A 24,953-nucleotide genomic window follows, 5' to 3' on the forward strand; every position below is an offset into this window, starting at 1 on the left:
CGTGTGGCGCTCCCCATGGCACACCGACGCGAACGCGCATCTTCCGGATGCGGCGTCCAGCGGTCGGGACTGCCTTCGAATCTCAATCAGACATATGTGTGTTCAAAGGAGTAATCCGTCGCTCAGGCCGATCTTGTTACATGGAACCGACCACACGGGCCGACCACGGCACGGCCTTCTGCTGAACTCCGCTGCTGAACACCGAACCAATCTACCGTCCGCACACCGCATCCGACCAAAAAGGTTCATAGCCACTCTGCATCAGCGAAGTCGGCTCGGCGCGGCCCCTTGCGAAACGCCGCGCCGCACCCCCCACCAGCAGCGCAATCGCGTCGGCCGGGCATTGCGCGCACAGCCGCGTCCCATCCGATTCACAGCAGCATCGTGGCCAGGCTCGCCGTCGCGTGGCGCGGATCACCCGCGATCACTCCGCGGCGCTCCGCTCGCGCGCCGGGTCGTACAGGTGCGATTGCGCGCAACCCGGTAATACAGTCATCGCGCGGCCGACGAGGACGACCGCGGCCTGCCGCAGCCCGGCGGATTCGACCTGGTCGGCGATGTCGGCCAGGGTGCCCCGCAGCACCAGCTCCCCGGGCTGGCTCGCCCGGTAGACCACCGCAACCGGACAGTCCGCCCCGTATTCGGCGGTCAGCTCCGCGGCAATGGGCCGGATGCGCGTGATCGCCAGATGCAGCACCAGCGTCGCCCGGGTCCGCGCGAAGTTCGCCAGCGCCTCGGACTCCGGCATCGCCGTCGACCGGGCCCGGGTCCGGGTGAGCACCACCGATTGCACCAGCTCCGGGACGGTCAGCTCGGTACCGAGCACCGCGGCGGCGGCCGCGTACGCGGGCACGCCGGGGGTAACGTCCCACCCGATCCCGAGCGCGTCCAGCCGGCGGGTCTGCTCGGTCAGGGCCGAATAGAGGGAGGGATCACCCGAGCACAGCCGCGCCACATCCTTCTCTCCGGCGTGCGCCCGCGCACAGTGCCCGATAATCTCGTCCAGATCCAGCCGCTGTGTGTCGATCATCTCCGCATCCGGCGCGCAATGCCCCAGCACCTCCGGATCGAGATACGTCCCCGCGTACATGCACACCGGCGACTCCGCGATCAATCGCACCGCGCGCACGGTCAGCAGATCCCCAGCCCCGGGCCCCGCCCCGATGAAGTGCACGGTCATGCGGGCGAGTGTAAGCGTCGCCCGCCCGCTTCCCCGGACGACCTCCGCGTCCGGCGCCGAGCCGCGCTCGGGGTCCCGTCCGGCTCATCACACGTCGCGCAAGCACGCCTCACGTGGACAGCATGACGAGGCCGGAGCCGACCGACGCGGTGCCGAGCATGGTAAGCAGGACGGCCATGACAGTCGGATTCTGTTGTGCGGACCAGTCTTTCCAGGGCAGCAGCGGGGGCTCGGCGCGGGGGCCGGAACAGAGCACAGGAATGGCTTGGCGTAAGCAAACTTACGGGCCCGGCATACGACCGGGCCCGTAGTCACGAATACGCGCGCGGTTGTTACGGCGTCACCAGGTTGAACGCCGGGTCCGGAGTGTCGAGCAGGGAGACAATCCTGCCCAGGCCCGACGGGTCGCCCTCGATTCGCACGGCACCGGACTGCGCGGCGGCCGTAATGTCCTGTCCGGCAAGCAGAATGCCGATCAGAGCGGGTCGGGTCAGCGAGAATGTCACCTCGGGGGCGGGGAGGTCGTCGCCGTCGAAGCGGTCGTAGTGCAGCAGCAGGCCATTGCGCAATTCCACTCGGTGCGTGCGGTTTTCGTCGGTGATCCGCCAGTCGGACACCGCCTTTTCGTGCCAGGCCCGGGGACCGTCGATGCGCAGCGAGACCGCGTCGAAGAGCTGCTCGACGGTCAGCGCGGCCAGCATGGTCGGCGAGTCGGCGCGGGTCGGCGTACCGACCTTGCCGTTACGGAGTTCGTGGGCGCCCATCAGATAGAAGTTGCGCCAGGTGGCGTTCTCCGCGCCGTAGCCGAGCTGCTCATAGGTGCTGGCCTGCAACTCGATTGCGGCCCGGTTGGTCGGGTCGGCGAAGATCACGTAGTTGACCACCTGTGCGACCCAGCGGTAATCGCCTGTGTCGTAGGCCATTTCGGCCTTGCGCAGCACCTCCTGCGCGCCACCCATGAAATCCACGTGGCGCTTGGCGGATTCGACCGGCGGATGTTCCCACAGGTGCGCGGGATTGCCGTCGAACCAGCCCATGTACCGCTGGTAGATCGCCTTCACATTGTGCGAGACCGACCCGTAATACCCGCGCGCGTGCCAGGCGCCCGCGATCGCCGGGGGCAGCTCGAAGGTCTCGGCGATCTCGATGCCGGTGTGGCCCTGGTTCAGCCGCCGCAGCGTCTGATCGTGCAGGTAGCCGTACAGATCGCGCTGCAGCGACAGGTACTCCACGAGGCGCTCGGTGCCCCAGGTCGGCCAGTGGTGCGAGGCGAAGACGACGTCGGATTTGCGGCCGAACATGTTGATCGACTCGGTCAGGTACTGCGACCACACGTGCGGGTCGCGCACCAGCGCGCCGCGCAGGGTGAGCAGGTTGTGCTGGGTGTGGGTGGCGTTCTCGGCCATGCACAGCGCCCGCATGTCCGGGAAGTAGAAGTTCATCTCCGAGGGCGCCTCGGTGCCCGGGGTGATCTGGAAGACGATCCGCACCCCGTCGATCGTCTCCTCCTGCCCGGTGTGCGTGATGTCCATGGTCGGGGCGATGAGGCTGACGGTGCCGGTGGAAGTGGTCTGGCCCAGGCCCGCGCCGACCGCGCCCTTCGGACCGCGGGGCAGCGACGCGCCGTACATATAGGTGGCCCGGCGTGCCATCGCGGTTCCGGCATAGATGTTCTCGGCCACCGCGTGTTCGAGGAATCCGGCGGGCGCGAGCACCGGAACGCGGCCCAAGGTGGCGTCGTCCTCGGTCATCACGCCCATGACGCCGCCGAAGTGGTCGACGTGCGAGTGGGTGTAGATCATGCCGGTCACCGGCCGGTCGCCGCGGTGCGCCCGGTACAGGGCCAGGCCCGCGGCCGCGGTCTCGGTGGAGATCAGCGGATCGATGACGATCACGCCGGAGGCGCCCTCGATGATCGTCATATTGGACAGGTCCAGGCCGCGGATCTGGTAGATGCCCTCGGTGACCTCGAACAGGCCCTGCTCGATGTTGAGCCCGCACTGCCGCCACAGGCTCGGATTCACCGACGACGGACAGCTACCCTGCAGGAAGCGGTAGGAGTCGTTGTCCCACACGATCTTTCCCTCGGCGTCGCGCACTACGCCCGGCTCCAGGGCGGCGACGAATCCGCGCCGCGCATCCTCCATATCGGCGGCGTCGTTGAACGGCAGTTCCTCGCGCACCGGATCCTGCCCGGCGACGATGTGGGCACTGGGCTCGGTTGCCCCACTCATTTCCTACCTCCTGTTGTGGATGACCGACCCGAGTCGGCCGCAGGGCCTATCGCACGGGATCGCGCAGGCCGATATAGAGAGCGACCGCGCAGACCAGCACGATCACCACCGTCGTAACCGTCACTGCGCGGCGGGAATGTGCGTCCTCCCCTTCTCGCAGTAGACGATTGCGCTCGAAACACATCAGCGCGAGCACGCCGAGCACGACCGCGGCAACCAAGGGCGCCGCCGCCGCGTGGCGCCAGCCATTGGAGACCGCGTGATTGATGAACAACGCGGCCGTGCCCATCGCTGACACCGCGGTGCGGCGCCACGACAGCGCCGTGCGCTCGCGCGCCATGCCGGTATCCGGCGCGGGAGCAGTCACCCGATCAGCACCGCCACGGCCGCCAATACCGAAATGATCGCGATGCCCCCCGCCAGCAGCGGGACCATGACGGTGCCGCCGAGGGGTTCGCCGCGGCGCATGGCGGCCTCGATGCCGCGCCAGTGCCGGTACGCGCCGACGGCCACCATCACCGCCAGCACGATGCAGCTGACCGCGAGCGCCCGCCGGAATCCGGCATGTTTGAAGGGCTGAACCAGCGTGTGCACGGCGACGCCGCCGGCGAGCAGCCCGAGGGCGGTGCGAATCCAGGCCAGGAACGTGCGCTCGTTGGCGAGGGTGAATCGGTAATCGAGCTGCTCGCCGGGACCCGAATTGCCCGTGCTCGAGGACATCTACACCGCCTCTCCGGCCGATGCTAACTTCCAGCAACCGAGCATAGCGCCGAAATCAGGCCAGGCCCCACGCCTGCGGGATGTAGGTAACCTGCGCGGCGATCGAGGTGACCGTCTGGGCGAGGTCGAGCGTCGCGGAACCGAGACCGATGATCGGATGATCTCCCATGATGCGCTCACTCCTCGTGGTGCTGTCGCCTTCCTTATTGCAGTTCTACTGTAATATAAACCCTCCCGCCCGGCACTATGCCGCGCACCACAGCACCGGTGCGGGGACGACACCTCTCAGGAACCCCTTGTACTGCAGTTAGGATGTAAAAATTTGGTGGGAGAGGTGGAGTAGTCATGGTCGAGGGGAAAACGCTGCCGGACAACGGCGCGCGCCCGCGTCGTCGCCGCAATCCGGAGCAGACCCGGCGGGCCATCGTCGAGGCGACCCTCGCGGCCCTGTCCGAGGGCCAGTTCCTGCCCACCACCAAGGACATCTCCGCGCGCTCGGGCGCCTCGGAGCGCAGCATCTTCGTGCATTTCCCCGGACGTGACGATCTGCGGCTGGCGGTCGTGGAGGAGCAGGCGAGCCGGGTCGAGGCGCTGATCGAGGACATCGACCCCGCCCTGCCGCTGTCCCAGCGCATCGACGAGGTGGTGCGGGCAAGCGCGGCGGTCTACGAGCTGCAGCGCTTCCCCCGCCTGGCGGGCCTGATCGAGGCGCACACGGTGCCGGGCGTGGATGCGCGAATGCACGAGACGGAGCACAGGATTCGGGAGTCGCTGTCGCACACCTTCGGCCCCGAGCTCGCCCAGGACGAGCAGCTGCTCGACCTCGTCGAGGCCGCGATCGGCTGGGGTGCACAGCATTACCTGATCGAGCGCCGCCGGCTCTCGCGGGAGGCCGCCTCGAACGCGGTGCGCCGCAGCCTCACCGCGCTGCTGGCCGGCTGAGGCTACCCGGTCTGGTTCAGTCCGCCCAGCACCTTGGCCGGGCGCACCCGGACGACCAGCTCGCCGGGGACGCCGTTGCGCTTGCCGAATTCCTCGGCCCTGTCCCGGCCCATGTACCGAGCAGCGATCTCGGTGGCCGTGCGCAGCAGCTCGCCCGGATCCTCGGAGACCGTCGCGATGCCCTGGACCTGGATGTAGCCGTACGGCAGCTCATCCAGATCGACACACACCGCCACCCGGGGGTCGCGCAGGATCGCCCGGCCCTTCGCGGACTCCTTGCCGGTGTTGAAGACCAGCTCGTCACCCTCGAGGATGAACCAGACCGGATTGATCACCGGCCGGCCGTCGGCGGTCGCGAAGGCGACCTTGCCCGTGCGCGTGCCGTGCGTCAGGAATTGACGTACTTCTGGATCGGATATGGACAACATGGGCACGAGCGTACGGGGGATATCGCCTGAGCCCGCGTCGACACGAGCACGCCATGTCCGCCCTGCGCGGTGGCCGACACGTCACCGGACGCGACTCATCAGGGGATGCGGCGCAGCGAGCGGGTATGAGCCCGGGCGCACGGCGAGCGCAGTGAGGCGGCATGGGCCTGAGGTAAGCCAGGCGAGCGCGAGCCGAGGTGACTCACCGAGGCACCGCACGGACGCCGGAGCCGAGCGAAGGCGAAGAGCCCGGCCTCACAGCGCGCCCCGTTCGCGGGCGCGGGCCACCGCCGAGGTTCGCGACTTCACGCCCAACTTCGAATAGATATGCACCAGATGGGATTTCACGGTCGTCTCGCTCAGGAACAGGCTCTTGCCGATCTCGCGATTGGAATGCCCGTCCGCGACCAGCCGCAGCACCTCGATCTCCCTGGGGCTCAACGTGGTATCGGGCTTGCGCACCCTGGTCATCAGGCGCGAGGCCACCGAGGGCGACAGCACGCTCTCCCCCGCCGCGGCCGCCCGTACCGCGGCCAGCAGCTCCGGCGGCGGGGTGTCCTTGAGGATGTAGCCGCAGGCCCCGGCCTCGATGGCGCCCAGGATGTCCGCATCGGTGTCGTAGTTGGTGACCACCAGCACATTGGGCGGATCCGGCAGGGCGCGCAGGGCACTCGTGGCATCCACACCCGATTTCCCCGGACCGAATCGCAGATCCATCAGCACCAGATCCACTGCCGTTGTCGTGCACAGGGATACGGCCTCCTCGGCGGTGGGTGCTTCGCAGAGCACCTCGATGTCGGCTGCGGAATCCAGCAGCGCACGGAGCCCGGCCCGCACGATCGCGTGATCGTCGGCCAGCAGCAGCCGGATCATCGCGCCTCCATCGGATGCTCGGTTGCGGCGGAAGCATTGTCGCCCGATCCCGCCGGGTCGGCATCGGCGCCGGTCTCCGGGATCGGGAACGACACCGTGACGGCGGTGTGGCCCGGCTCGGTCTCCACGTCCATGCTCCCGCCCTGCTGTTCGACGCGGCTGCGCATGGCGTTCAGGCCGAAGGTGCCCCGCGCGAAAACCGCGGGCTCGATGCCGATTCCGTCGTCGACGACGTCCAGATGCACGCCGTCCTCGGCGTAGGTGAGGGTGATCCGCATGCGCTGCGCGCGGGCGTGCCGCACGACATTGGAGACCGCGCCCTGCGCGACGCGAACCAGCGCCGCCTCGATCGGCATCGGCAGCCGCTCCGGCTCGCCCTCCACCAGCACCCGGGTATCGAGCCCGGGTGCGCTGGCGCGCTGGGCGATTCGCTCGAGCGCGCCCGCCAGCGACTGACCCTCGAGGGCGGCCGGGGTGAGCTCGGCGATCAACTGGCGGGTCTCGGCGAGATTGTCCGCCGCGGTCTCGCGCGCCAGCCGGATCTGTTGCCGCGCGGGATGATCCGGGGCCACGCCCTCCGCGGCGTGCAGCAGCATCTGAATGCTGGACAGCCCCTGCGCGACCGTGTCGTGAATCTCCTTGGCCAGGCGCTCGCGCTCGGCGAGCTTCCCGGCGGTGCGTTCGCGTTCGGCCAGGGTGGCGCGGGTGGCCAGCAGCTCGTCGATGAGGCGCTGCCGTTCGGTGGCCTCGCGGAACAGCGCCCGATACCCCATGCCGATGGCGACCGCGACGGCCGCGCCGAGCACCGGACCGATCACCCCGCCCGCTGTCCACCCCCGGTGCGCGCTGAATCCGACCACCGAGATCACGGTCGCGGCCACGACCGCCGTCAGGCCCCAGTTCCGCGGCAGCAGGTGCAGATAGAGGAAGAACAGCCCGAAGACCAGATAGACCGCCTCGGGCTGCAGGGCGACGAGCCCCAGCCACAGCACGGTCAGCCCGCCCAGCCACACCCGCGCGGCCGTGGGCCTGCTACGCAGCGCCGCCCCGCCGAAGTAGGTGAGCAGGAACAACACGGCCAGCACCAGCACCGGCACCCGGTGCTCCCCGCCTGGCACCAGCGCCCGCACCACCACGTACGCCGTCAGCGCCACCATCAGCCCGTGCAGGCTGGCCTGCAGGGCGGCGAAGACGGGGGCGAGGGGTGAGCGGTGCACAGTGCCAGCTTATGCAGGGTTACCGCCGCGGCATCCATCGAAAGGTGGAAACGCACCCCTCCCTCGGCAGGGGCGAGATCCGATCGCAGTGGCGATGATTCCGGGCCGCATCCGGAACAGGCTGTAGTCATGTTCGTAGCACTGAGAGATCTGCGGGCCGCCCGCGGCCGATTCGGGCTCATCACGCTGGTCGTCGTCATGGTCGCCCTGCTCGTGAGCTTTCTGAGCGGCCTGACGGCGGGCCTGGCACACCAAAACATATCGGCACTGCAGCGGATGTCCGGCGACACGGTCGTGTTCGCCGACACCGGTTCCGCGCCGTCGTTCGATTCCTCGGCACTGACCGCGGATCAGGTACGCACCTGGCAGCGGGCCGGAGGCACCGTCGACCCGGTCGGCATCAGCCACTCCCAGGCCACCCGGACGGGCTCGGCTCCAGCCCAGGTGGCGCTGTTCGGCGTCGACGGGAACGCGTTCGGCAGCCACACGGCAACAGCACCGGGCACGGTCGAGCTGAGCGCGCCCGCCGCGAAGACCCTCGGCGCGTCGGCCGGCGACCGCATCGGCCTCGGGACCGGCACCTTCACCGTCGCGGCGATCGGCGGCGACGACTGGTACGCACACACCCCGGTGGTATGGATGTCGCTGGCCGACTGGCAGGCGGCGATTCCACACGGCGGCGCCGCGACGATCCTGGTCGCCTCCGGCGTGCACGACACCGCCGCGGTGAATTCCGCCGCGCACACCGCCACGACGAGCGCGAAAGGCTCGCTGCAGGCGATCGGCTCCTACAAGGCCGAGAACAGCTCGCTCACCCTCATGACGGTCATGCTGTTCGCCATCTCCGCGCTGGTGATCGGCGCCTTCTTCACGGTGTGGACGATTCAGCGCACCCCCGATATCGCGACGCTGAAGGCGCTGGGCGCCACCACCGGCTCGCTGGTGCGCGATGCGCTCGGCCAGGCGCTCATCGTGCTGGTGATCGGCGTCGGGATCGGCGTCGGCGTTACCACGATCGCCGGAATGGCGATCGGCTCGGCGATGCCGTTCGTGCTCAGCGCCACCACAACCGTCCTTCCCGCCGCGGCCCTGATCGGCCTGGGCCTGCTGGGCGCCGCGTTCGCGCTGCGCTTCCTGGCCACCACCGACCCGCTCACCGCGCTCAACCAGGCCCGCTGAATCACGCTGATCCACAGGAGTTTTCGATGACCACCGCACTCACCGTCACCGACGTCACCCTCACCTACCCCGACGGCGGCGACCGCCTCACCGCCCTGGACCGGGTGAACCTGCGGGTGGACGGCGGCGCGATCGCCGCCATCACCGGGCCCTCGGGCTCGGGCAAATCCAGTCTGCTGGCCGTGGTGTCGACGCTGCAGCGCCCGGATGCCGGGCGGGTACTGCTCGAAACCGCGGGCCGCAGCGTCGATCTGGCCGCACTGAACCGTCGCGATGCCGCGGCGCTGCGCCGGGTGGAGATCGGCATCGTCTTCCAGCAGCCCAACCTGATTCCCGCCCTCACCGCCGTCGAGCAGCTGGAGGCGATGGGACAGCTGGGCCAGCGGGCGTTCACCCCGCGCCGGATCCGTCGCGAAACACATACCAAGGCAATGGATCTGCTCGATGCGGTCGGCCTGGCCGGGCAGGAGCACAAGCGTCCGGGGCAGCTCTCGGGTGGCCAGCGCCAGCGCGTCAACATCGCCCGCGCCCTGATGAACGATCCGGCCCTGCTCGTCATCGACGAGCCCACCAGCGCCCTGGACACCGAACGCGGCGCGGCCGTCATCGACCTGATCCTGCGGGTGGTACACGAGCATGCCGCGGCCACCCTGCTGGTCACCCACGATCGCTCCCACCTGCACCTGATGGATGCGGTGTACCGAATGGTGGACGGGGTGCTCACGGCCGAGCAAACCGCCGAAGTGACTGTCTGACAATCAACGTCCCACGCCTACCTGGGTGTGACTGGCAGCGCGTCGGGCGACCCGCAGCTACACCAATCGCTCCGTGGTGTGTGCCCAGGCATCTCGAACAACGGCCAGCGCGATCTCAGCGCTGATCACCACCGGAGTTCAGTCGGCCACACCGTTCGTCCCCGGGCCGACAGCAACTGGATCTTGACCGACGCACCGGATACGGAGCGAAGAATGGCGGCCCCGGTGTCCGGGACATCGCTCAGTGCCGGAACCTCGGGCCCTGGTTGTGCATAGATTCCGGCCAAATCCTGCGGACGCACGGTGCGAAGCGGCGCCCTCCAGAGCTCACTGGGCAGCAGGGTGCTGCGACGCTCGGCCACCAAGATCACCTCCCGGAGAGTATGCATATAATCGGGCATAACCCAATGCAATGCATACTACCGGACCATTGACCGCCTTCCTGTCTACCGGTGCGCTCCAACGGCCAGGAGCAGAGCGGGACTACACCGCGGGCTTGGGCATCTGTACCGCCGCATACCAATCCAGTAGGGCGGGATCGTCCACCGCGCTGCGCTCCACGACGCGCGCGGCGTCCGCCCCCTGGAACAGCTTCTTGATCGGCACCTCGAGTTTCTTGCCCGTGCGGGTGTGCGGGATGCCGGGCGCGAGAATGACCTCGTCGGGCACGTGCCGCGGCGACACGTCGGTGCGGACAACGCCTTTGATCCGTCCCACGAGTTCCTCGGTGAACTCGACCCCGGGCGCCAGGGTCACGAACAGCGGCATCCAGTAGCCGCCGTCGGGCTGTTCGGCGCCGATCACCAGCGCCTCGGCGACCTCCGGCAGCGACTCCACCGCCTGATAGATGTCCGCCGAGCCCATCCGGATGCCGTGCCGGTTCAGCGTCGAATCCGAGCGGCCGTGCACCACCACGCTGCCGCGTTCGGTCAGGCTGATCCAGTCCCCGTGCCGCCACACGCCGGGGTACGTCTCGAAATACGCGGCGCGATACCGCGATCCGTCCGGATCGTTCCAGAAACGGATCGGCATCGAGGGCATCGGCGCGGTGATGACGAGCTCGCCGACCTCCCCGCGCACCGGCGCGCCGGCCTCGTCCCAGGCATCCACAGCCGTCCCCAGGAACGGCACGGACAGCTCGCCGGGCCACGCCGGGACCGTCGGCGCGCCGCCCATGAATGCCGACACCACATCGGTGCCGCCGCTGATCGAGGCGACCTGCACTCGCTCACCGAGCACGTCGCGCAGCCACAGCGCGGAGGACTCCGGCAGCGAGGCTCCGGTGATGCCGACCGAGCGCAGTGCGGACAGATCGTGATCGCGGGCGGGATGGGCGTCGGCCTTGATGCAGGCCAGCACGTAGCCGGGGCTCGTGCCCAGCACCGTGGTGCCGGTGCGAGCCGCGATGTCCCACAGCGCATCCGGGGCCGGATGGGCCGGGCTGCCGTCGTAGCAGACGATGGTGGCCCCGACCAGCAGCCCGGCCACCTGGAAGTTCCACATCATCCAGGACGGGCTGGTGTACCAGAAGAACACGTCGCCGGGGTCGATATCCGACTGCAGCGCACAGGATTTGAGATGCTCGACCACGACACCGCCGTGGCCGTGCACGATTCCCTTGGGCAGGCCGGTGGTGCCCGAGGAGAACAGGATCCACAGCGGATGGTCGAATGCCACCGGCTCGGTGGATATTTCGGCGCCGTCGGGCGCGCTGGCCGATTCCCAGTCCAGCGCACCGGGCACCGCGCCGCCCAGCCGCGAGACGACCACCGTGGCCCGCAGGCCCGGCAGTCCCGCACGCAGGCTGGCGATGTCCTCGCGCTTGTCGTGGGACTTGCCGCCGTATCGGTAGCCGTCGGCGGTCACCAGCACCACCGGCTCGAGCTGCCCGAGCCGGTCGAGCGCGGCCTTGGCCGAATAGTCCTGCCCGCAGGCACTCCAGACCGCGCCGATGCTCGCGGTCGCGAGGAACGCGATGACGGCCTCGGCGATATTGGGCAGATAGCCGACCACCCGATCACCCTGCGTGACACCGTTCTCGCGCAGGGTACGCGCGAATGCCGCCGTCCTGCCCAGCAATTCGGACCACGACAGCTCGGTGAGCTCGCCGCCCTCAGCGGCGGACACGATCGCGGGACGCTCGGTGGTGGCGTGGCGCGCGATCTGATCGACATAGTTCAGCCGCGTCCCGGGGAACCACCGCGCCCCGGGCATCCGGGTGTCCGTCAGCACCTGCTCCGGGGCCGGGCCGAGCTCGAAGTACTCCCAGAGCGCGCCCCAGAAGCCCGGCAGATCCTCGACCGACCACTGCCACAGCGCGTGATAGTCGGGGAAATCCAGGCCGGTGCGGCCGGTCACGAAGCGCGCGAAGTCCGTGATCCGCGCGCCGGCGATGTCCTGGTCACTGGGCACCCACTGCGGCTCCATGCCATTTCCTTCCTGCGTACCGAACATCACCGATCATGCCCGCTGCCCGCCAACGCGGGCCGGGTTCGGTGCAATAGGCCCACCCACGCAGTGCCCATCAGTGGTCCCCGGGGACGCGCCGAAGTATCCGTTCCGCGTGCTGGATGACCGGTCCGTCGATCATGCGGCCCTCGAAGGCGAATACGCCGCGATTCTCCGGCACCTGCGCCAGCACCCGGCGCGCCCACTCCGCCTCCTCGGCGGTGGGCGCATAGGCCGCGCGGATCACCGGCGCCTGACTCGGATGGATCGCCACCTTGGCATCGAAGCCGACCGCCACCGCGTCCTCGGACTCCGCACGCAGCCCGTCGAGATCGCGGAAGTTCAGGTACACCCCGTCCAGGGCGAGCCTGCCGTACGCCTTGGCCGCGAGCAGCGTGGTGGACCGCAGATGCCGGGCGACGTCGCGGTAGCTGCCGTCCGCATGCCTGCTGGCGGTGCCGCCGAGCCCGGCGACCAGATCCTCCGCGCCCCACATCGTCGCGATGACATTGCCGGCGCGGACGGTCTCGTTGATCGTCAGCGCGCCCAGCGGCGATTCGACCAGCGCGATCACCTCGAACTCGGCCAGCGCCGAAACCTGTTCGAGGGACTCACATTTGGGCAGCATCACTCGCCGGTACGCGGTCTCGGCGAGGGCGGCGAGGTCGGGCGCGTGATCCGCGGTCGCCGCGGCGTTGACGCGCACCACCGTGCGCTCCGGGTCCAGCGGCGTGGCGATCAGCGCGGCCCGGGCCGCCGCCTTGTCCGCCGGGGCGACGGCATCCTCGAGATCGATGATCACCACGTCGGCGGCGGCCGCGGCCTTGGCATACCGTTCGGGCCGATCCGCCGGGCAGAACAGCCACGCCGGTCCGGGCGGCTCCCACCTCACGCCGTGACCCCGTCGTCGTCCTTCGGCGCCAGGCGCACCATCGTCTTGCGCGAGGCCGTGGCGACCACGTCGCCGTGCTGATTGCGACCGGTGTGGGCGAAGGTCACGATGCCCTCTCCGGGACGGGATTTCGATGGCCGCTTCTCGGTGATCACGGTTTCCGCGTACAGCGTGTCGCCGTGGAACAGCGGCTTGGGAAAAGCGATATCGGAGAAGCCGAGATTGCCCACGATGGTGCCCTGCGTCAGCTGCGCCACCGACAATCCCACCAGGGTGGAGAGGGTGAACATGGAATTGACCAGGCGCTGATTGAACGGCGGCAGCGCATCGGCGAACGCGGCGTCCAGGTGCAGCGCCTGAGTGTTCATCGTCAACGTCGTGAACAGCACGTTGTCGGCCTCGGTGATGGTGCGGCCGGGGCGGTGCTCGTACAGCACGCCGATCTCGAATTCCTCGAACCACAGCCCGCGCTGCACCACCCGGCGCACCGGCTCCGGCGACGTCACAGCCCCAGCTCCCGCCCGATCAGCAGCAACTGCACCTCGGTGGTGCCCTCGCCGATCTCCAGGATCTTGCTGTCGCGATAGTGCCGGGCCACCGCGTAGTCGTTCATGAATCCGTAGCCGCCGAAGATCTGGGTGGCATCGCGCGCGTTGTCCATCGCGGCCTCGCTGGCGACCAGCTTCGCGATCGCGGCCTGCTTCTTGAACGGCTTGCCCGCCAACATCAGGGCCGCGGCGTCGTAGTACGCGGTGCGGGCCGCGTGCGCGCGGGCCTCCATGCGCGCGATCTTGAAGGCGATGGCCTGATTGCGTCCGATCGCCTGCCCGAAGGCCTCCCGCTCGCCCGCGTAGCGCACGCTCTCGTCCACGCAGCCCTGCGCCGCGCCGACCGACAGCGCCGCGATCGCGATGCGGCCCTCGTCCAGGATGCGCAGGAAGTTGGCGTAGCCGCGGCCGCGCTCGCCGAGCAAATTCTCCTGCGGCACACGGACGTCGGTGAAGCTGAGCGGATGGGTGTCCGAGGCGTGCCAGCCGACCTTGTTGTAGGCGGGTTCGGCGACGAAGCCCGGGGTGTCCGCGGGCACCAGGATGGTCGAGATCTCCTTGCGCCCCTCGGTCTCGCCGGTCACCGCGGTCACGGTCACCAACCGGGTGATGTCGGTGCCCGAATTGGTGATGAACTGCTTGCTGCCGTTGATGATCCAATCCCCGCCGTCGAGCACGGCCGTGGTGCGGGTACCGCCGGCATCGCTGCCCGCGCCGGGTTCGGTGAGCCCGAAGGCGCCCAGGGCGCGGCCGCTGGCCAGCTGCGGCAGCCACTGCTGCTTCTGGGCCTCGGTGCCGAACCGGTGAATCGGCATGGCGCCCAGGGAAACCCCGGCCTCCAGCGTGATCGCCACGCTCTGATCGATCTTGCCCAGCTCCTCGAGGGCCAGGCACAGCGCGAAGTAGTCACCGCCCATGCCGCCGTACTCCTCCGGGAAGGGCAGTCCGAACAGCCCCATCTCGGCCATCCCGGCGACCACCTCGTACGGGAAAGTGTGCTCGGCATCGTGTTTCGCGGCGACGGGGGCGACGACCTGGCGCGCGAAATCCCGGACGGTCAGCGCGAGGTCGCGGTACTCCTCGGGCAGCGTGCCCGTGGACAGGAAATCGGTCATGCGCGGATACCCTTCGTACTCTGTGCCGCGCGAGGTGTGCTGCGGCGCAATGGTGGTCGGTTGTGGCGCCGTGAGCGGCGGCCATGTCTGCTCACCGGGACTCCCCAGCCGGCTGATCGGACGACGCCGCGGGCTGATCGGCGGGCACGATGCGGGCCAGCAACTGGTCCAGTTGCACCTGCGTGCCCGGATCCACCAGCAGCTCAACGGTTCCCGCGGCCGGTGCGGTGAGGGTGTGCTCCATCTTCATCGCCTCGACGACCACGATCGGATCCCCGGCCGCCACCACCGCGCCCGACGCGGCGGGTGCCGCGATCACCGAACCCGGCATGGGGCTGCGGATTTCGGCCTCGCCGACGTGATCGGCCGCGGCGCGTGCCGCGATCTCGGCGACGATGCGCAGGCTCGCCACGCCGCCCGATCGGTCCGCCGCGATCCACAGCCGGCCCTCGCCCTCGGCCACCCGATAGCCGCGGCGCACGCCGTCGAGCACGAGGGTCAGCTCCGTGCCCTCCAGAGTGGCGGACAGCGTGTGCCGCGCGGGAGTAGCCGAAGCCTGCTCGGTGGCCTCGTCCTGGATCCACGCCTCCGCCCGGTCCGGGCGGCCCGCGATGTACACGTGCGCCGTGCGGTCGCCGCCGCTCAGGCGGATGGTCGTCGGGGCCGGTGCGCCGATCCGCCAGCCGTCCGGAATATCCCAGGGCCCCTGCGGATTCGCGGGCCAGCGCCGCAGCCAGTCGAGCACCGCCGCGGCGATGAAGCGGTCGTCCGTCGCCGGCGCGGGCGCGTAATCCACCGCGCGCTCGTCCAGCAGCGCGGTATCCAGCCGTCCGGCAACAACATCCGCATCGGCGAGCAGGAATCGCAGGAAATCCACATTGGTCTGCACGCCGAGCACCTGCGTATCGCCCAGCGCCCGATCCAGTGCCGCTATCGCCCCGGCTCGATCCGGCGCGTGGGCGATTACCTTGGCCAGCATCGGGTCGTAGTCGCTGCCGATCACCGCGCCCGCGCGCAAGCCCGAATCCACCCGCACGCCCGCGCCGTCCGGCTCGGACAGCGCGAGCACCGTGCCGCCGGTGGGCAGGAAGTCCCGGCCCGGATCCTCGGCGTAGACGCGCGCCTCGATCGCGTGCCCGCTCAGGCGGATGTCGGACTGCTCGACGGCCAGCTTCTGCCCGGCGCCGATCCGCACCTGGCTCTCCACCAGGTCGACGCCCGTAATCAGTTCGGTGACAGGATGTTCCACCTGCAGCCGGGTGTTCATCTCCATGAAGAAGAACTCGCCCGGCCGCTCGGCCGAGACGATGAACTCCACCGTGCCGGCGCCCACGTAGTCGACGCTGCGCGCGGTGGCGCAGGCGGCCGCGCCGATCCGGGCCCGGGTGGCGGCGTCCAAGAGCGGCGAGGGCGCCTCCTCGATCACCTTCTGGTGCCGCCGCTGCAGGCTGCATTCTCGCTCGCCGAGATGCAGCACGTGGCCGAACCGGTCGGCGAGGATCTGCACCTCGATGTGGCGCGGGCGCGTGACGAACCGCTCCAGGAACAGCGTGTCGTCGCCGAACGCGGACGCGGCCTCACGCCGCGCGCTCACCAGCGCCGCGGCCAGCTGTCCCGGCTCGTCGACCCGCCGCATCCCCTTGCCGCCGCCTCCGGCGGACGGCTTGACCAGCACGGGATAGCCGATTTCGGTTGCGGCATCGATCAATTCGGCGTCTGTGAGGCCGGGACGCGCGATGCCGGGGACCACCGGAACGCCGAAGGCGGAGACGGCGTTCTTGGCGGCGATCTTGTCGCCCATGATCTCGATCGCCCGCACGGGCGGCCCGAGGAAGACGATTCCGGCCGCGTCCAGCGCGGCCGCGAAGGCCGGATTCTCCGACAGGAACCCGTATCCCGGGTGCACGGCCTGCGCACCGGTGCGCACGGCGGCCTCGACGACGCGCTCGATGTTCAGGTAGCTGTCGCGTGCGGGCGCGGGCCCCAGCCGGACCGCCTCGTCGGCGTCGCGCACGTGCCGCGCACCCGCGTCGGCGTCGCTGTAGACCGCGACCGAACGAATTCCCATGGCGCGCAACGTGCGGATCACCCGCACCGCGATCTCGCCCCGGTTGGCGACCAGAACGGTATCGAATGGCACGGGACCACCCCCCTCCATCTGCAAATTGTCCATCATCGCCCTCACATCCGGAACACGCCGTAGGAAACGGGATCTAGCGGCGCCTGCGCGCATACCGAGAGGGCAAGGCCCAGTACGGTTCTGGTGTCGGCGGGATCGATGACGCCGTCGTCCCAGAGCCGCGCGGTCGAATAGTACGGATTGCCCTGCCGCTCGTACTGCTCGCGGATCGGCGCCTTGAACGCCTCCTGATCCTGCTCGGTCCAGGACTCGCCGACCTGCTCGCCGCGCACCGTCGCCAGCACCGAGGCGGCCTGCTCGCCGCCCATCACAGAGATGCGCGCGTTCGGCCACATCCACAGGAAGCGCGGCGAATACGCGCGCCCGCACATCGAATAGTTGCCCGCGCCATAGGATCCGCCGATCACCACCGTCAGCTTCGGCACCCGCGCGCAGGCCACCGCGGTCACCATCTTGGCGCCGTGCTTGGCGATGCCCCCGGCCTCGTAGTCGCGCCCGACCATGAAGCCGGTGATGTTCTGCAGGAACAGCAGCGGCACCTTGCGCTTGTCGCAGAGCTCGATGAAATGCGCTCCCTTGACCGCGGATTCGCTGAACAGCACGCCGTTGTTCGCCACGATGCCGACCGGATGCCCGTGAATACGAGCGAAGCCGGTGACCAGGGTGCGGCCGTATTCGGCCTTGAACTCGCCGAATTCGCCGCCGTCGACCAGCCGGGTGATCACCTCGCGCACATCGTACGGCGTGCGCAGATCGACCGGCACCACGTCGTACAGCTCGTCTTGCGGCGCAACGGGTTCGGCGACCGGCTCGATCGCCCAGGGGCCGGGCTCGCGCGGGGGCAGCGTGGCCACGATCCGCCGCACGATCCGCAGCGCGTCCTCGTCGCTGTCGGCCAGGTGATCGGTGACTCCCGAAGTGCGGGAATGCAATGCGCCGCCGCCCAGTTCCTCGGCGGTGACCACCTCGCCGGTGGCCGCCTTCACCAGCGGCGGGCCGCCCAGGAAGATCGTGCCCTGATCCCGGACGATGACCGCCTCGTCGCTCATGGCCGGCACGTACGCCCCGCCCGCGGTGCACGACCCCAGCACCGCGGCGATCTGCGCGATGCCCTGGGCGCTCAGCGTCGCCTGGTTGTAGAAGATGCGCCCGAAGTGCTCTCGGTCCGGGAAGACCTCGTCCTGCCGGGGAAGGAAGGCGCCGCCGGAGTCGACGAGGTAGATGCAGGGCAGGCGGTTCTGCAGCGCCACTTCCTGCGCGCGCAGGTGCTTCTTGACCGAGATCGGGTAGTAGGTGCCGCCCTTGACCGTCGCATCGTTGGCGACGATCACGCACTCGCGCCCGGACACCCGGCCGATGCCACTGATGACTCCCGCGCCCGGGCATTCGTCGTCGTACATGCCCGTGGCCGCCAGCGGCGAGAGCTCCAGGAACGGGCTGCCCGGATCCAGCACGCGGTCCACTCGCTCCCGCGGCAGCAGCTTGCCCCGCGCCACGTGCCGCTCGCGCGCCCGGGCGGGTCCGCCGAGCGCCGCCGTGGCCAGCCGCTCCCGCAGATCCCGCACGAGGTCGAGATGTTCGGCGCGGTAGCCCGTCGCCGTGGCATCCGCGTCCCGAGTAACCGTCATCACACCATCCTGCCCGATCGGTTAGTCGCCAATAACTGGAATTCAAGCTAATCTCAATTAACCGAGATGTCCAGGATTTCCGAAAAGAGGCGCGATGACCAGCAGCGATTCGATCGCGCCCACCCGGCGCGAGCAGCTGAAGGCGCAGCGGCGCGCGCAGCTGCTGGAGGCCGGGGCCCGGCTCATCGCCGATCGCGGTTTCCCCGGGGTGCGCCTGGACGATCTGGGTGCGGCCGCCGGAATCAGCGGCCCGGCGGTCTACCGGCACTTCCCGAACAAGGAGGCCCTGCTGGTCGAGCTACTGGTCGGCATCAGCCAGCGCCTGCTCGAGGGCGGCAGAACCGTTGCCGCACAGGCTCTCTCGCCACAGGAGGCGCTGGCGGGCCTGATCGACTTCCATCTCGATTTCGCCCTCGGCGAGCCGGAGCTCATCCGCATCCAGGACCGCGACCTGGACAATCTCCCCGATTCGGCCCGCCGCCAGGTCCGCCGCACCCAGCGCAGCTATGTCGAACTCTGGGTCGGCGTGTTGTGCGGTGTCGATCCGGAGCTGAGCGAGTCGACCGCCCGCGTGCAGGCCCACGCGACGTTCGGCCTGATCAACTCCACCCCGCACAGTGCCCCCGCGGCCCTGGCCACCCGCGCGCGTCCGGTGTTGCGCGCCATGGCATTGGCCGCCCTCGGACAGTAACCCAGCGAATTCGACTCGGCCGCAGTAGTGTCGGGCGCGGTGCTCGTTGTTGGCCACGGCGAAGCTGTCCGTTCACTCGGTCGGCTCCCGCGGCCGACCACCCGATGAAGGAGTGATCTCCGGACTACCTCGGGGATCAGAAAAGACAGGAAAATAAAGATATGCGTCGTGCCCTGATCAAGACCGGAAGCGCGCTGGCGGTCGTCGCCGCACCGCTGGCCGCCATGGCCGTCTTCGCCGGCGGTGCCTCCGCCGATGCGAACGTTCCGGTTGCTCACCCGGTTGCCAACACGATTCCGCTGGAGCCGGTGGCCACGAACCCCCACGCGAAGTACCCGGATCCGACGCTGAACGGCGCGGCGGCGGGCGCGGCGATCGGCTCGGCCACGGGTTCGTTCGTCGACCCGCTGCCCACCCTGCTGGGCGCGGCGATCGGCGCCGGCATCGGTGCGGTCGACCCTCAGGTCGTCCCGCAGGTGCTGCCCTGATCGGGTAGACCCAGGACCACCGGGGCCGGGCGGCATGCGCTGCCCGGCCCCGGTGCTTTCCCCGTCTCAGTCGCGCCGCAGTTCGCGCTCGGCGGTCGCCATCACGTTCTTGATGCCCAGAAGCACCATGGGCGCCATCGCCAGTGTCCACAGATCGCCGAATATCGGTGCGGCAACCTCGAATTCGGATCGCCAGCACATCCGGGTGCCGTGCGCGACATCCCGGAACGTCATGAGCCCGTCCAGATAGCGCAGCGTCGGGTACGAACTGAGCAGCTTGTAGCGCATCATCCGCGGCGGGTCGTATTCGACGATCTCCTCGGTGACCCGCACCAACGGCGTCACCAGCAGCCGCACCGCGCCGACGCCATGCTCGGCCACGTCGCCGGGCCGCACCAGCATCACCCGCCGGATGACCGGAACACGCTGGTAGTTCGTCGCGTCGGTGAGCCAGTCGAAGACGTCTGCCGCGGGCGCACGGATGGTGCGCTCGAGCGTCACCGTGCGCATCGGGACTCCGTTTCGGGCTGGGCGGGGGGCTTGATTCGCTGCGCAGCCTACGGTGTGAATCCCGCACTCGGCCAGACAAATCGGCCGAATCGATGCGGTTTCGATATCGACCCTTCTCGCGGCGATCACGGATCAGCATGCGGCAGCGACCTTTTCAGATAACCGGCAGAAGGGTACCGGCCGATCGACGCAAACCGGTCCGGACAGCACGACGAATGTGACCGTCCAACACCATGATCAACTGGAGGCGGCGTCTCGCAGGCCCCAGCGGTCGTCGGAACGGTTATCCCCCGGATCCCGATCGGCACCTGAAGAACGGGCGATCCTTCGCCGACCAGGCCTCAGTGTCCCAGAATCGGCAATAACAAACCGATACCGGCCGTAACACTGAACGGCCGAATACCGCCTGCTAGCTACCATGGCGACCAGGAATACCCAGGAAGCGCCGCCACGGTGACACCGACCGCTCCGGCGCCCCGCCACTCGCGCGTGCGCACCGCAACCCGGTGCGTATGCGCCGTCACCGAAGGACAGGCCTGATAGTGAGTGAGCCAGCAGAGGCGTCGACGAGCACGCCCGAGCGCGTCATCCGGCGCCGACCCAAGAATCGCCGGGCGCAGATCGCGGCGATGTCGGCGGCCGCATTCGGCTCACTCGGCTACCACGGCGTCAGCATGGAGGACATCGCCACGCGCGTCGGCATCTCCTCGGCCGCGCTGTACCGGCACTATCCGAGCAAGTACGCCCTGTTCCGGGAGGAGCTGCAGCGACTGGGCGCGGCCGCGGTCGCGGCGGTCGCCCTGCCGGAGGAAGCGTCGGACTGGACGGCGCAGCGGCGCCTGGATTCGGTGATCGACGCGGTCATCGCCGCAACCGTCACCAACCGCTCGACGGTGGGTCTGGCCCGGTGGGAGCAGCGCTACCTGGACGAGGCCGACGGCGCGGCCCTGCAGGAGCGGTTCGGCACCGCGGTCGGCGTGGTCGCGGACCTGATCGGCGAGCTACGCCCGGACGTGGCGCACCGCGACCTCCGGGTGCTCTCGGTGACGATCTTCAGCGTGATCAGCAGCATCGGCGACCACCATGCCGCGCTCCCGGTGAAATCCCTGACCGCCGTGCTGCATTCGGCCGCCTGGTCGATCGCGCGGGCCGAGCTGCCCGAGCCGGCCGCCGCCGCCCACCCGCCCCGCGCCGCGGAGATTCCGCAGGCGTTCAAGCACGAGCTGCTGCTGCGGAAGGCGGTCGAGCTGTTCCATCAGCGCGGCTACCCGAACGTCAGCGTGGAGGACATCGCGATGGCCGCGGAGCTGTCCGCGGCCTCGGCGGTGTACCGCTACTACCGCAGCAAGAGCGACCTGCTGGCCGCGGCGTTCCGGCGCGCGGCCGACCGGATGGCCGGGGCGATCGGTCCGGCGACGACGTCGTCGAGCGGCCCCGCCGAGGTGCTGTCCAAGCTGATCGACCTGTATGTCGCGGGCTGTTTCGCCGAGCGCGAGCTGACCTACGTCTATTACGCGGAATTCGGCCATGTGCCCGCCGAGGAGCGGACCATGCTGCGCAATGTCCAGCGGCTCATCGTGGCCGAGTGGGTCAAGCTGCTGGTGGAGGTGCGCCCGGAGCTGTCGCAGGCGCAGGCCCGCATCCTGGTGCAGGGCGCGTTCAGCCTGGTCGTCGACCTCGGACGGGTCTTCGGCGACGACTCGCGCAGTTGCTCGCAAGATCGGGTGACCAGGCTGCTCGAGACCACGCTGTTCGGCGACCGCTGAGGGCCGGAATTCCTGTGCCGCTTCAGGATCGGAAGGTAGGCCAGGGATACAGGGTCAGGTGCAGCAGCAGGATCACCAGCAGCGCCAGCAACACCGCGGCCAGCGGATGCGCCCGCCGCTCCAGATAGCCGATGGTGCGAAACAGCGTGGGGAACGGCACCTCTCGCGCGAAGAACATCGACAGTACGCTCGGCACGATCACCCACAGCACCGCGATGAGCCCGTACATCACGTACGCGCCTACGAAGGTGCCCGGGTGGATGTGCCGCGCGCTCACCGCGAACACCACCCCAACGACGAGCCCGGCGAGCCCCACCACCAGATACCCGCCCGTCCCCTCGGAGCGCACGGCCCCGGCATCGCGGGTGGCGCGGCCGTTGGCGGTGTACTGCCGCCCGGCCAGCACGTCCTGCCGCACATCCGGATGCATGATCAGTTGTGGCACAGCGTAATAACCCAGCACCACGATCACGAAGGTAACCACGAGCCGCACCCAGGAGTGCGCCGACTCCAGATGCCCGACCGTCGCCGAGATCGTAGGCCAGTCGCCGACCTTGAATACGGCCGCCAGCTCCGGGCCCGCCACGGCCAGCGCCGCGAGCCCCCACATCAGATATCCCCAGAACTCCGCCGACCGCCCACCAGTCTCGCGAGCCCCGGCCGCAACCTCGGTCATATTCCCGATATACCACCGGCAGGAACGGAATATGCGCCTCATGGCCGACCGGTTGCCACACCGACACCGACCCGCAATATCTCGGCCCACCCGCGGCTTCCACACCGAAAGGCCATGTGCCCGAATGAATAGTTACCGATAGCCCGAACCGGGAAAGGCCGGGATCCGGTGCGGGATCCCGGCCTTCCACCGGTTATCCGGCGGCGCTTATGCCTTCGGCGGCGTCGTCAGGTCGTAGACCTGCACACCGTCGACCGTGGTCGGGGTGTAGTGCGCCTGGACCCACGCGGTGATCTGGCCGCCGGTGGTGTTGGCGCTCGAGCCGAAGCCCTGCCAGCCGCCGAAGTTCGCGCCGGGCTGGGTGTTCTGCTCGGACGCCGGGTTCGGCGTCTGGCCGTTGGCGTGCGTTCCGGGGGCGTGTGTACCCGTATGCGTGCCCGTGGCGGAGCCGTGGGTATCCGTGGCGGGGGCCGCCCCGTGACCCTGCGAGCGGGAGCTGAGCAGGAAGTAGTGCACATCCCCGTTGGCCACGTACTGCTGGAACTGCGCCAGCGTCGGCCAGGGATCCCGGCCGCTGAATCCGCCGATGGCCATCAGCGAAGCGCCCGTACGCAATTCGATCGAACTTACCTGCTGGGATCCGATCGCCGCCGCAGCCCAACGGCTTCCGGAGGCGGCGCCGAGCATGGCGTCGAGTTGCGTTGTCGCGGTGGTGCTTTCGTCGCCCCAGCCGTGCTCGCCGCTGCCCCGCGCGGGACCGCTGTACGGGCTGCCGCCGCTGTGCGGCAGCGCGACCGTCTCCACGGCATAGGCCGCGGGCGCGGCGAGACCGAAGATCAGCGCCGCGGCGGCGATCGCGACTCCGGCCCGGCCCGCCCGGCCGCGCCCCTCGGCGGCCGCCGACGTCCCGGCCGCGCCGAACGCCACCAGCACCACGGCCGCGACCACCGCGCCGATCAGCAGCGTCCACCGCAGCCACGGCAGCCAATTCGGCGTCAGTCCGAGCAGGTGGAACACCCAGGCCCCGGTCGCCACCGACATCGCGGCCAGGGTCAGCCGCGCGCCCCAGTGCGAGCGCCGCCGCCACAGCAGCGTGGCCCCGATGGCGCCCAGCGCCGCGATGGCCGGGGTCAGCTCGATCGTGTAGTACGTGTGGAACCCGCTGCTCATGTAGCTGAGCACCAGCCCGGTGCCGAGCAGCCAGCCACCCCACAGGATCAGCCCGGCCCGGTCGGCATCGGTGCGGGCCGCACGCCGGGTCAGCCACAGCCCGGCCAGCAGCCCGACCACCGCGACCGGAAGCAGCCAGGAGTATTCGGTGGCCAGCGACGGCTGGAACAGCCGCGACAGGCCGTTGCTGCCGCCGACCATCCCGCCGAACCCGCCGCCGTGCGGTACGGCATGGGTGGCGACCGCGTGCGCCGTCGATGCCGCCGGGTGCGCCGGGGCCTTTGCGCCGCCGCCGTGCTTGTTGCCCAGCAACCGGCCCAGGCCGTTGTAGCCGACTGCCAGCTCCCACAGGCTGTTGGTGGTCGAGCCGCCGATGAAGGGCCGCGATCCGGCGGGCCAGAGCGCCACGAGCGCGACGAACCAGCCCGCGGAGACCACGACCGCGACACCCGCGGTCAGCAATTTGCCGATCCGCGACCAGAATCCGCCCGGCATCGCCACCAGCACCACCAGCGCCAGGCCCGGCAGCACCAGCAGCGCCTGGCCCATCTTGGTCAGGAAACCGAAGCCGATCGCCACGCCGGCCAGCGCGAGCCATCCGGTGCCGGCCGACCGCCACCCGGCCCGGGGCGCCTGCAGCGCCCGCACCACGTAGTAGGCCGCGGCCACGATCAGGAACATCATCAGTGCGTCCGGGTTGTCGTACCGGAACATCAGCGCCGCCACCGGCGTCGCCGCCATGGCCGCTCCCGCCAGCAGCCCTGCGCCGTATCCGCTGGTGCGCCGCACGGCGCCGTAGAGCAGCGCGACGGTGGCCACGCCCAGTAGCGCCTGCGGCAGCAGCATCGACCACGCGCTGAAGCCGAACGCCCGCCCCGACAGCGCCATCAGCCACATGTTGGCGGGCGGCTTGTCCACGGTGATGGAGTTGCCCGGGTCGAGCGAGGCGAACAGCAGCGCCTTCCAGCTCTTGGTGCCGGACTGCACGGCCGCGGCGTAGAAGTTGTTGGCCCAGCCCGCCGAGCGCAGGCCCCACAGGTACAGCACGGCGGTGGTGACCAGCAGCGCCGCCAGGCTCGGCCGTACCCAGCGCGGCCGGTCCGCCGCGTCTGCGGTCGCCTCCGCCGGCGGTCGGACTGGCTGCTCCTGCACCACGTCCGCGCCCTCGGCGCTGATCGAGACCATGTTCCCGCCTTTCTCCACGGATTTCGCCTTGTCGCCGCCGAGCGTAGGAACGCCGGCTGGCAGACGGGCTGTGCCGCCGCTGGGAACTCCCTGTGGGAGGCGGATCCTCAGGTGGGGCTCGAGGTGCCGATGCCGCTGCCCCGGCCGCCGCGCGATCGGTCAGGGCGG

At 69.6% G+C, this 24,953-nt stretch carries 22 protein-coding genes; 6 read left to right on the plus strand and 16 right to left on the minus strand.

Features of this window, described 5'->3' with window-relative positions; all coding sequences use genetic code 11:
- Positions 1-424: 424 nt before the first annotated feature.
- The 4 genes from cobM to ABH933_RS18365 form a co-directional block, all read right to left on the minus strand.
- Positions 425-1,180, minus strand: a complete 756-nt coding sequence (gene cobM / locus ABH933_RS18350; RefSeq protein WP_429420387.1) for a precorrin-4 C(11)-methyltransferase — start codon at positions 1,178-1,180, stop codon at positions 425-427.
- Between the two features lie 332 nt (positions 1,181-1,512).
- Entirely contained in the window at positions 1,513-3,414 is a 1,902-nt protein-coding gene (locus ABH933_RS18355) for an alkyl/aryl-sulfatase (RefSeq protein ID WP_429420385.1), read from the minus strand.
- Between the two features lie 46 nt (positions 3,415-3,460).
- On the minus strand, positions 3,461-3,781 hold the full coding sequence (locus ABH933_RS18360) for a DUF202 domain-containing protein (protein ID WP_429420383.1): 321 nt from the start codon (positions 3,779-3,781) through the stop codon (positions 3,461-3,463).
- On the minus strand, positions 3,778-4,134 hold the full coding sequence (locus ABH933_RS18365) for a YidH family protein (protein ID WP_429420381.1): 357 nt from the start codon (positions 4,132-4,134) through the stop codon (positions 3,778-3,780). The genes ABH933_RS18360 and ABH933_RS18365 overlap by 4 nt, the downstream gene beginning before the upstream one ends.
- Positions 4,135-4,479: 345 nt before the next feature.
- Between ABH933_RS18365 and ABH933_RS18370 the strand changes: the two genes are divergently transcribed.
- Complete coding sequence (locus ABH933_RS18370) at positions 4,480-5,076, plus strand: TetR/AcrR family transcriptional regulator (protein WP_429420380.1); 597 nt, start codon at positions 4,480-4,482, stop codon at positions 5,074-5,076.
- Between the two features lie 2 nt (positions 5,077-5,078).
- On the opposite strand, the gene ABH933_RS18375 is transcribed toward ABH933_RS18370, so the two are convergent.
- The 3 genes from ABH933_RS18375 to ABH933_RS18385 all read right to left on the minus strand — a co-directional run bounded on the left by ABH933_RS18375 (position 5,079) and on the right by ABH933_RS18385 (position 7,594).
- Entirely contained in the window at positions 5,079-5,504 is a 426-nt protein-coding gene (locus tag ABH933_RS18375; RefSeq protein WP_429420378.1) for a PPOX class F420-dependent oxidoreductase, read from the minus strand.
- A 255-nt stretch (positions 5,505-5,759) separates the two neighbouring features.
- Positions 5,760-6,377 (minus strand): LuxR C-terminal-related transcriptional regulator, encoded by a 618-nt coding sequence (locus ABH933_RS18380; RefSeq protein ID WP_429420376.1) that lies wholly within the window; start codon positions 6,375-6,377, stop codon positions 5,760-5,762.
- Complete coding sequence (locus ABH933_RS18385; RefSeq protein WP_429420374.1) at positions 6,374-7,594, minus strand: sensor histidine kinase; 1,221 nt, start codon at positions 7,592-7,594, stop codon at positions 6,374-6,376. The genes ABH933_RS18380 and ABH933_RS18385 overlap by 4 nt, the downstream gene beginning before the upstream one ends.
- 129 nt (positions 7,595-7,723) lie before the next feature.
- Here ABH933_RS18385 and ABH933_RS18390 point away from each other — a divergent pair, with 129 nt between their 5' ends.
- Together ABH933_RS18390 and ABH933_RS18395 are read left to right on the plus strand one after the other, a co-directional pair.
- Positions 7,724-8,773 (plus strand): ABC transporter permease, encoded by a 1,050-nt coding sequence (locus ABH933_RS18390; RefSeq protein WP_429420372.1) that lies wholly within the window; start codon positions 7,724-7,726, stop codon positions 8,771-8,773.
- 26 nt (positions 8,774-8,799) lie between these two features.
- A complete protein-coding gene (locus ABH933_RS18395) occupies positions 8,800-9,528 on the plus strand; it encodes an ABC transporter ATP-binding protein (RefSeq protein WP_429420370.1) in 729 nt (242 codons plus the stop codon).
- A gap of 483 nt (positions 9,529-10,011) precedes the next feature.
- Here the strand turns inward: ABH933_RS18395 and ABH933_RS18400 are convergent, their stop codons facing one another.
- From ABH933_RS18400 to ABH933_RS18425, 6 genes are all read right to left on the minus strand, one after another.
- Positions 10,012-11,955: an acetoacetate--CoA ligase gene (locus ABH933_RS18400; RefSeq protein ID WP_429420368.1), complete on the minus strand. Its 1,944-nt coding sequence runs from the start codon at positions 11,953-11,955 to the stop codon at positions 10,012-10,014.
- Between the two features lie 97 nt (positions 11,956-12,052).
- Positions 12,053-12,868: an HpcH/HpaI aldolase/citrate lyase family protein gene (locus ABH933_RS18405; protein ID WP_215916288.1), complete on the minus strand. Its 816-nt coding sequence runs from the start codon at positions 12,866-12,868 to the stop codon at positions 12,053-12,055.
- The gene (locus ABH933_RS18410; protein ID WP_215916287.1) at positions 12,865-13,374 is read right to left on the minus strand and encodes a MaoC family dehydratase; all 510 of its coding nucleotides are present in this window, start codon (positions 13,372-13,374) and stop codon (positions 12,865-12,867) included. The genes ABH933_RS18405 and ABH933_RS18410 overlap by 4 nt, the downstream gene beginning before the upstream one ends.
- On the minus strand, positions 13,371-14,531 hold the full coding sequence (locus tag ABH933_RS18415; protein ID WP_215916286.1) for an acyl-CoA dehydrogenase family protein: 1,161 nt from the start codon (positions 14,529-14,531) through the stop codon (positions 13,371-13,373). Before ABH933_RS18415 ends, ABH933_RS18410 begins: the two co-directional genes overlap by 4 nt.
- A 91-nt stretch (positions 14,532-14,622) precedes the next feature.
- Entirely contained in the window at positions 14,623-16,689 is a 2,067-nt protein-coding gene (locus tag ABH933_RS18420) for an acetyl/propionyl/methylcrotonyl-CoA carboxylase subunit alpha (RefSeq protein ID WP_429420853.1), read from the minus strand.
- Between the two features lie 23 nt (positions 16,690-16,712).
- Positions 16,713-18,299, minus strand: a complete 1,587-nt coding sequence (locus ABH933_RS18425; RefSeq protein ID WP_429420364.1) for a carboxyl transferase domain-containing protein — start codon at positions 18,297-18,299, stop codon at positions 16,713-16,715.
- 94 nt (positions 18,300-18,393) lie between these two features.
- On the opposite strand from ABH933_RS18425, the gene ABH933_RS18430 reads away from it, so the two are divergent.
- On the plus strand, positions 18,394-18,990 hold the full coding sequence (locus ABH933_RS18430; RefSeq protein ID WP_215916284.1) for an SACE_7040 family transcriptional regulator: 597 nt from the start codon (positions 18,394-18,396) through the stop codon (positions 18,988-18,990).
- A gap of 161 nt (positions 18,991-19,151) precedes the next feature.
- Positions 19,152-19,478: a glycine zipper domain-containing protein gene (locus ABH933_RS18435; protein ID WP_429420362.1), complete on the plus strand. Its 327-nt coding sequence runs from the start codon at positions 19,152-19,154 to the stop codon at positions 19,476-19,478.
- 66 nt (positions 19,479-19,544) lie between these two features.
- On the opposite strand, the gene ABH933_RS18440 is transcribed toward ABH933_RS18435, so the two are convergent.
- Positions 19,545-19,988 carry an SRPBCC family protein gene (locus ABH933_RS18440; protein ID WP_429420360.1) on the minus strand — a complete coding sequence of 148 codons (444 nt, stop codon included), beginning with the start codon at positions 19,986-19,988 and terminating at the stop codon, positions 19,545-19,547.
- A gap of 542 nt (positions 19,989-20,530) precedes the next feature.
- Between ABH933_RS18440 and ABH933_RS18445 the strand changes: the two genes are divergently transcribed.
- Positions 20,531-21,754, plus strand: coding sequence for a TetR/AcrR family transcriptional regulator (locus ABH933_RS18445; protein ID WP_429420357.1), 1,224 nt, complete (start codon positions 20,531-20,533; stop codon positions 21,752-21,754).
- Between the two features lie 22 nt (positions 21,755-21,776).
- Here ABH933_RS18445 and ABH933_RS18450 read toward each other — a convergent pair whose 3' ends face one another.
- Positions 21,777-22,430 carry a hypothetical protein gene (locus ABH933_RS18450; protein ID WP_429420355.1) on the minus strand — a complete coding sequence of 218 codons (654 nt, stop codon included), beginning with the start codon at positions 22,428-22,430 and terminating at the stop codon, positions 21,777-21,779.
- A 207-nt stretch (positions 22,431-22,637) separates the two neighbouring features.
- Positions 22,638-24,785, minus strand: a complete 2,148-nt coding sequence (locus tag ABH933_RS18455; RefSeq protein WP_429420353.1) for an ArnT family glycosyltransferase — start codon at positions 24,783-24,785, stop codon at positions 22,638-22,640.
- Positions 24,786-24,953 lie beyond the last annotated feature (168 nt).

Source organism: Nocardia sp. GP40 (assembly GCF_050434125.1).
Lineage (GTDB): Bacteria > Actinomycetota > Actinomycetes > Mycobacteriales > Mycobacteriaceae > Nocardia > Nocardia albiluteola.

What these genes read in the sequence shown, in the direction of transcription:
- cobM (WP_429420387.1), bottom strand. Translation starts at nt 1,180, where the DNA reads ATGACCGTGCACTTCATCGGGGCGGGGCCCGGGGCTGGGGATCTGCTG.
- ABH933_RS18355 (WP_429420385.1), bottom strand. Translation starts at nt 3,414, where the DNA reads ATGAGTGGGGCAACCGAGCCCAGTGCCCACATCGTCGCCGGGCAGGAT.
- ABH933_RS18365 (WP_429420381.1), bottom strand. Translation starts at nt 4,134, where the DNA reads ATGTCCTCGAGCACGGGCAATTCGGGTCCCGGCGAGCAGCTCGATTAC.
- ABH933_RS18370 (WP_429420380.1), top strand. Translation starts at nt 4,480, where the DNA reads ATGGTCGAGGGGAAAACGCTGCCGGACAACGGCGCGCGCCCGCGTCGT.
- ABH933_RS18375 (WP_429420378.1), bottom strand. Translation starts at nt 5,504, where the DNA reads ATGTTGTCCATATCCGATCCAGAAGTACGTCAATTCCTGACGCACGGC.
- ABH933_RS18380 (WP_429420376.1), bottom strand. Translation starts at nt 6,377, where the DNA reads ATGATCCGGCTGCTGCTGGCCGACGATCACGCGATCGTGCGGGCCGGG.
- ABH933_RS18390 (WP_429420372.1), top strand. Translation starts at nt 7,724, where the DNA reads ATGTTCGTAGCACTGAGAGATCTGCGGGCCGCCCGCGGCCGATTCGGG.
- ABH933_RS18395 (WP_429420370.1), top strand. Translation starts at nt 8,800, where the DNA reads ATGACCACCGCACTCACCGTCACCGACGTCACCCTCACCTACCCCGAC.
- ABH933_RS18400 (WP_429420368.1), bottom strand. Translation starts at nt 11,955, where the DNA reads ATGGAGCCGCAGTGGGTGCCCAGTGACCAGGACATCGCCGGCGCGCGG.
- ABH933_RS18415 (WP_215916286.1), bottom strand. Translation starts at nt 14,531, where the DNA reads ATGACCGATTTCCTGTCCACGGGCACGCTGCCCGAGGAGTACCGCGAC.
- ABH933_RS18420 (WP_429420853.1), bottom strand. Translation starts at nt 16,689, where the DNA reads ATGGAGGGGGGTGGTCCCGTGCCATTCGATACCGTTCTGGTCGCCAAC.
- ABH933_RS18425 (WP_429420364.1), bottom strand. Translation starts at nt 18,299, where the DNA reads ATGACGGTTACTCGGGACGCGGATGCCACGGCGACGGGCTACCGCGCC.
- ABH933_RS18430 (WP_215916284.1), top strand. Translation starts at nt 18,394, where the DNA reads ATGACCAGCAGCGATTCGATCGCGCCCACCCGGCGCGAGCAGCTGAAG.
- ABH933_RS18435 (WP_429420362.1), top strand. Translation starts at nt 19,152, where the DNA reads ATGCGTCGTGCCCTGATCAAGACCGGAAGCGCGCTGGCGGTCGTCGCC.
- ABH933_RS18440 (WP_429420360.1), bottom strand. Translation starts at nt 19,988, where the DNA reads ATGCGCACGGTGACGCTCGAGCGCACCATCCGTGCGCCCGCGGCAGAC.
- ABH933_RS18450 (WP_429420355.1), bottom strand. Translation starts at nt 22,430, where the DNA reads ATGACCGAGGTTGCGGCCGGGGCTCGCGAGACTGGTGGGCGGTCGGCG.
- ABH933_RS18455 (WP_429420353.1), bottom strand. Translation starts at nt 24,785, where the DNA reads ATGGTCTCGATCAGCGCCGAGGGCGCGGACGTGGTGCAGGAGCAGCCA.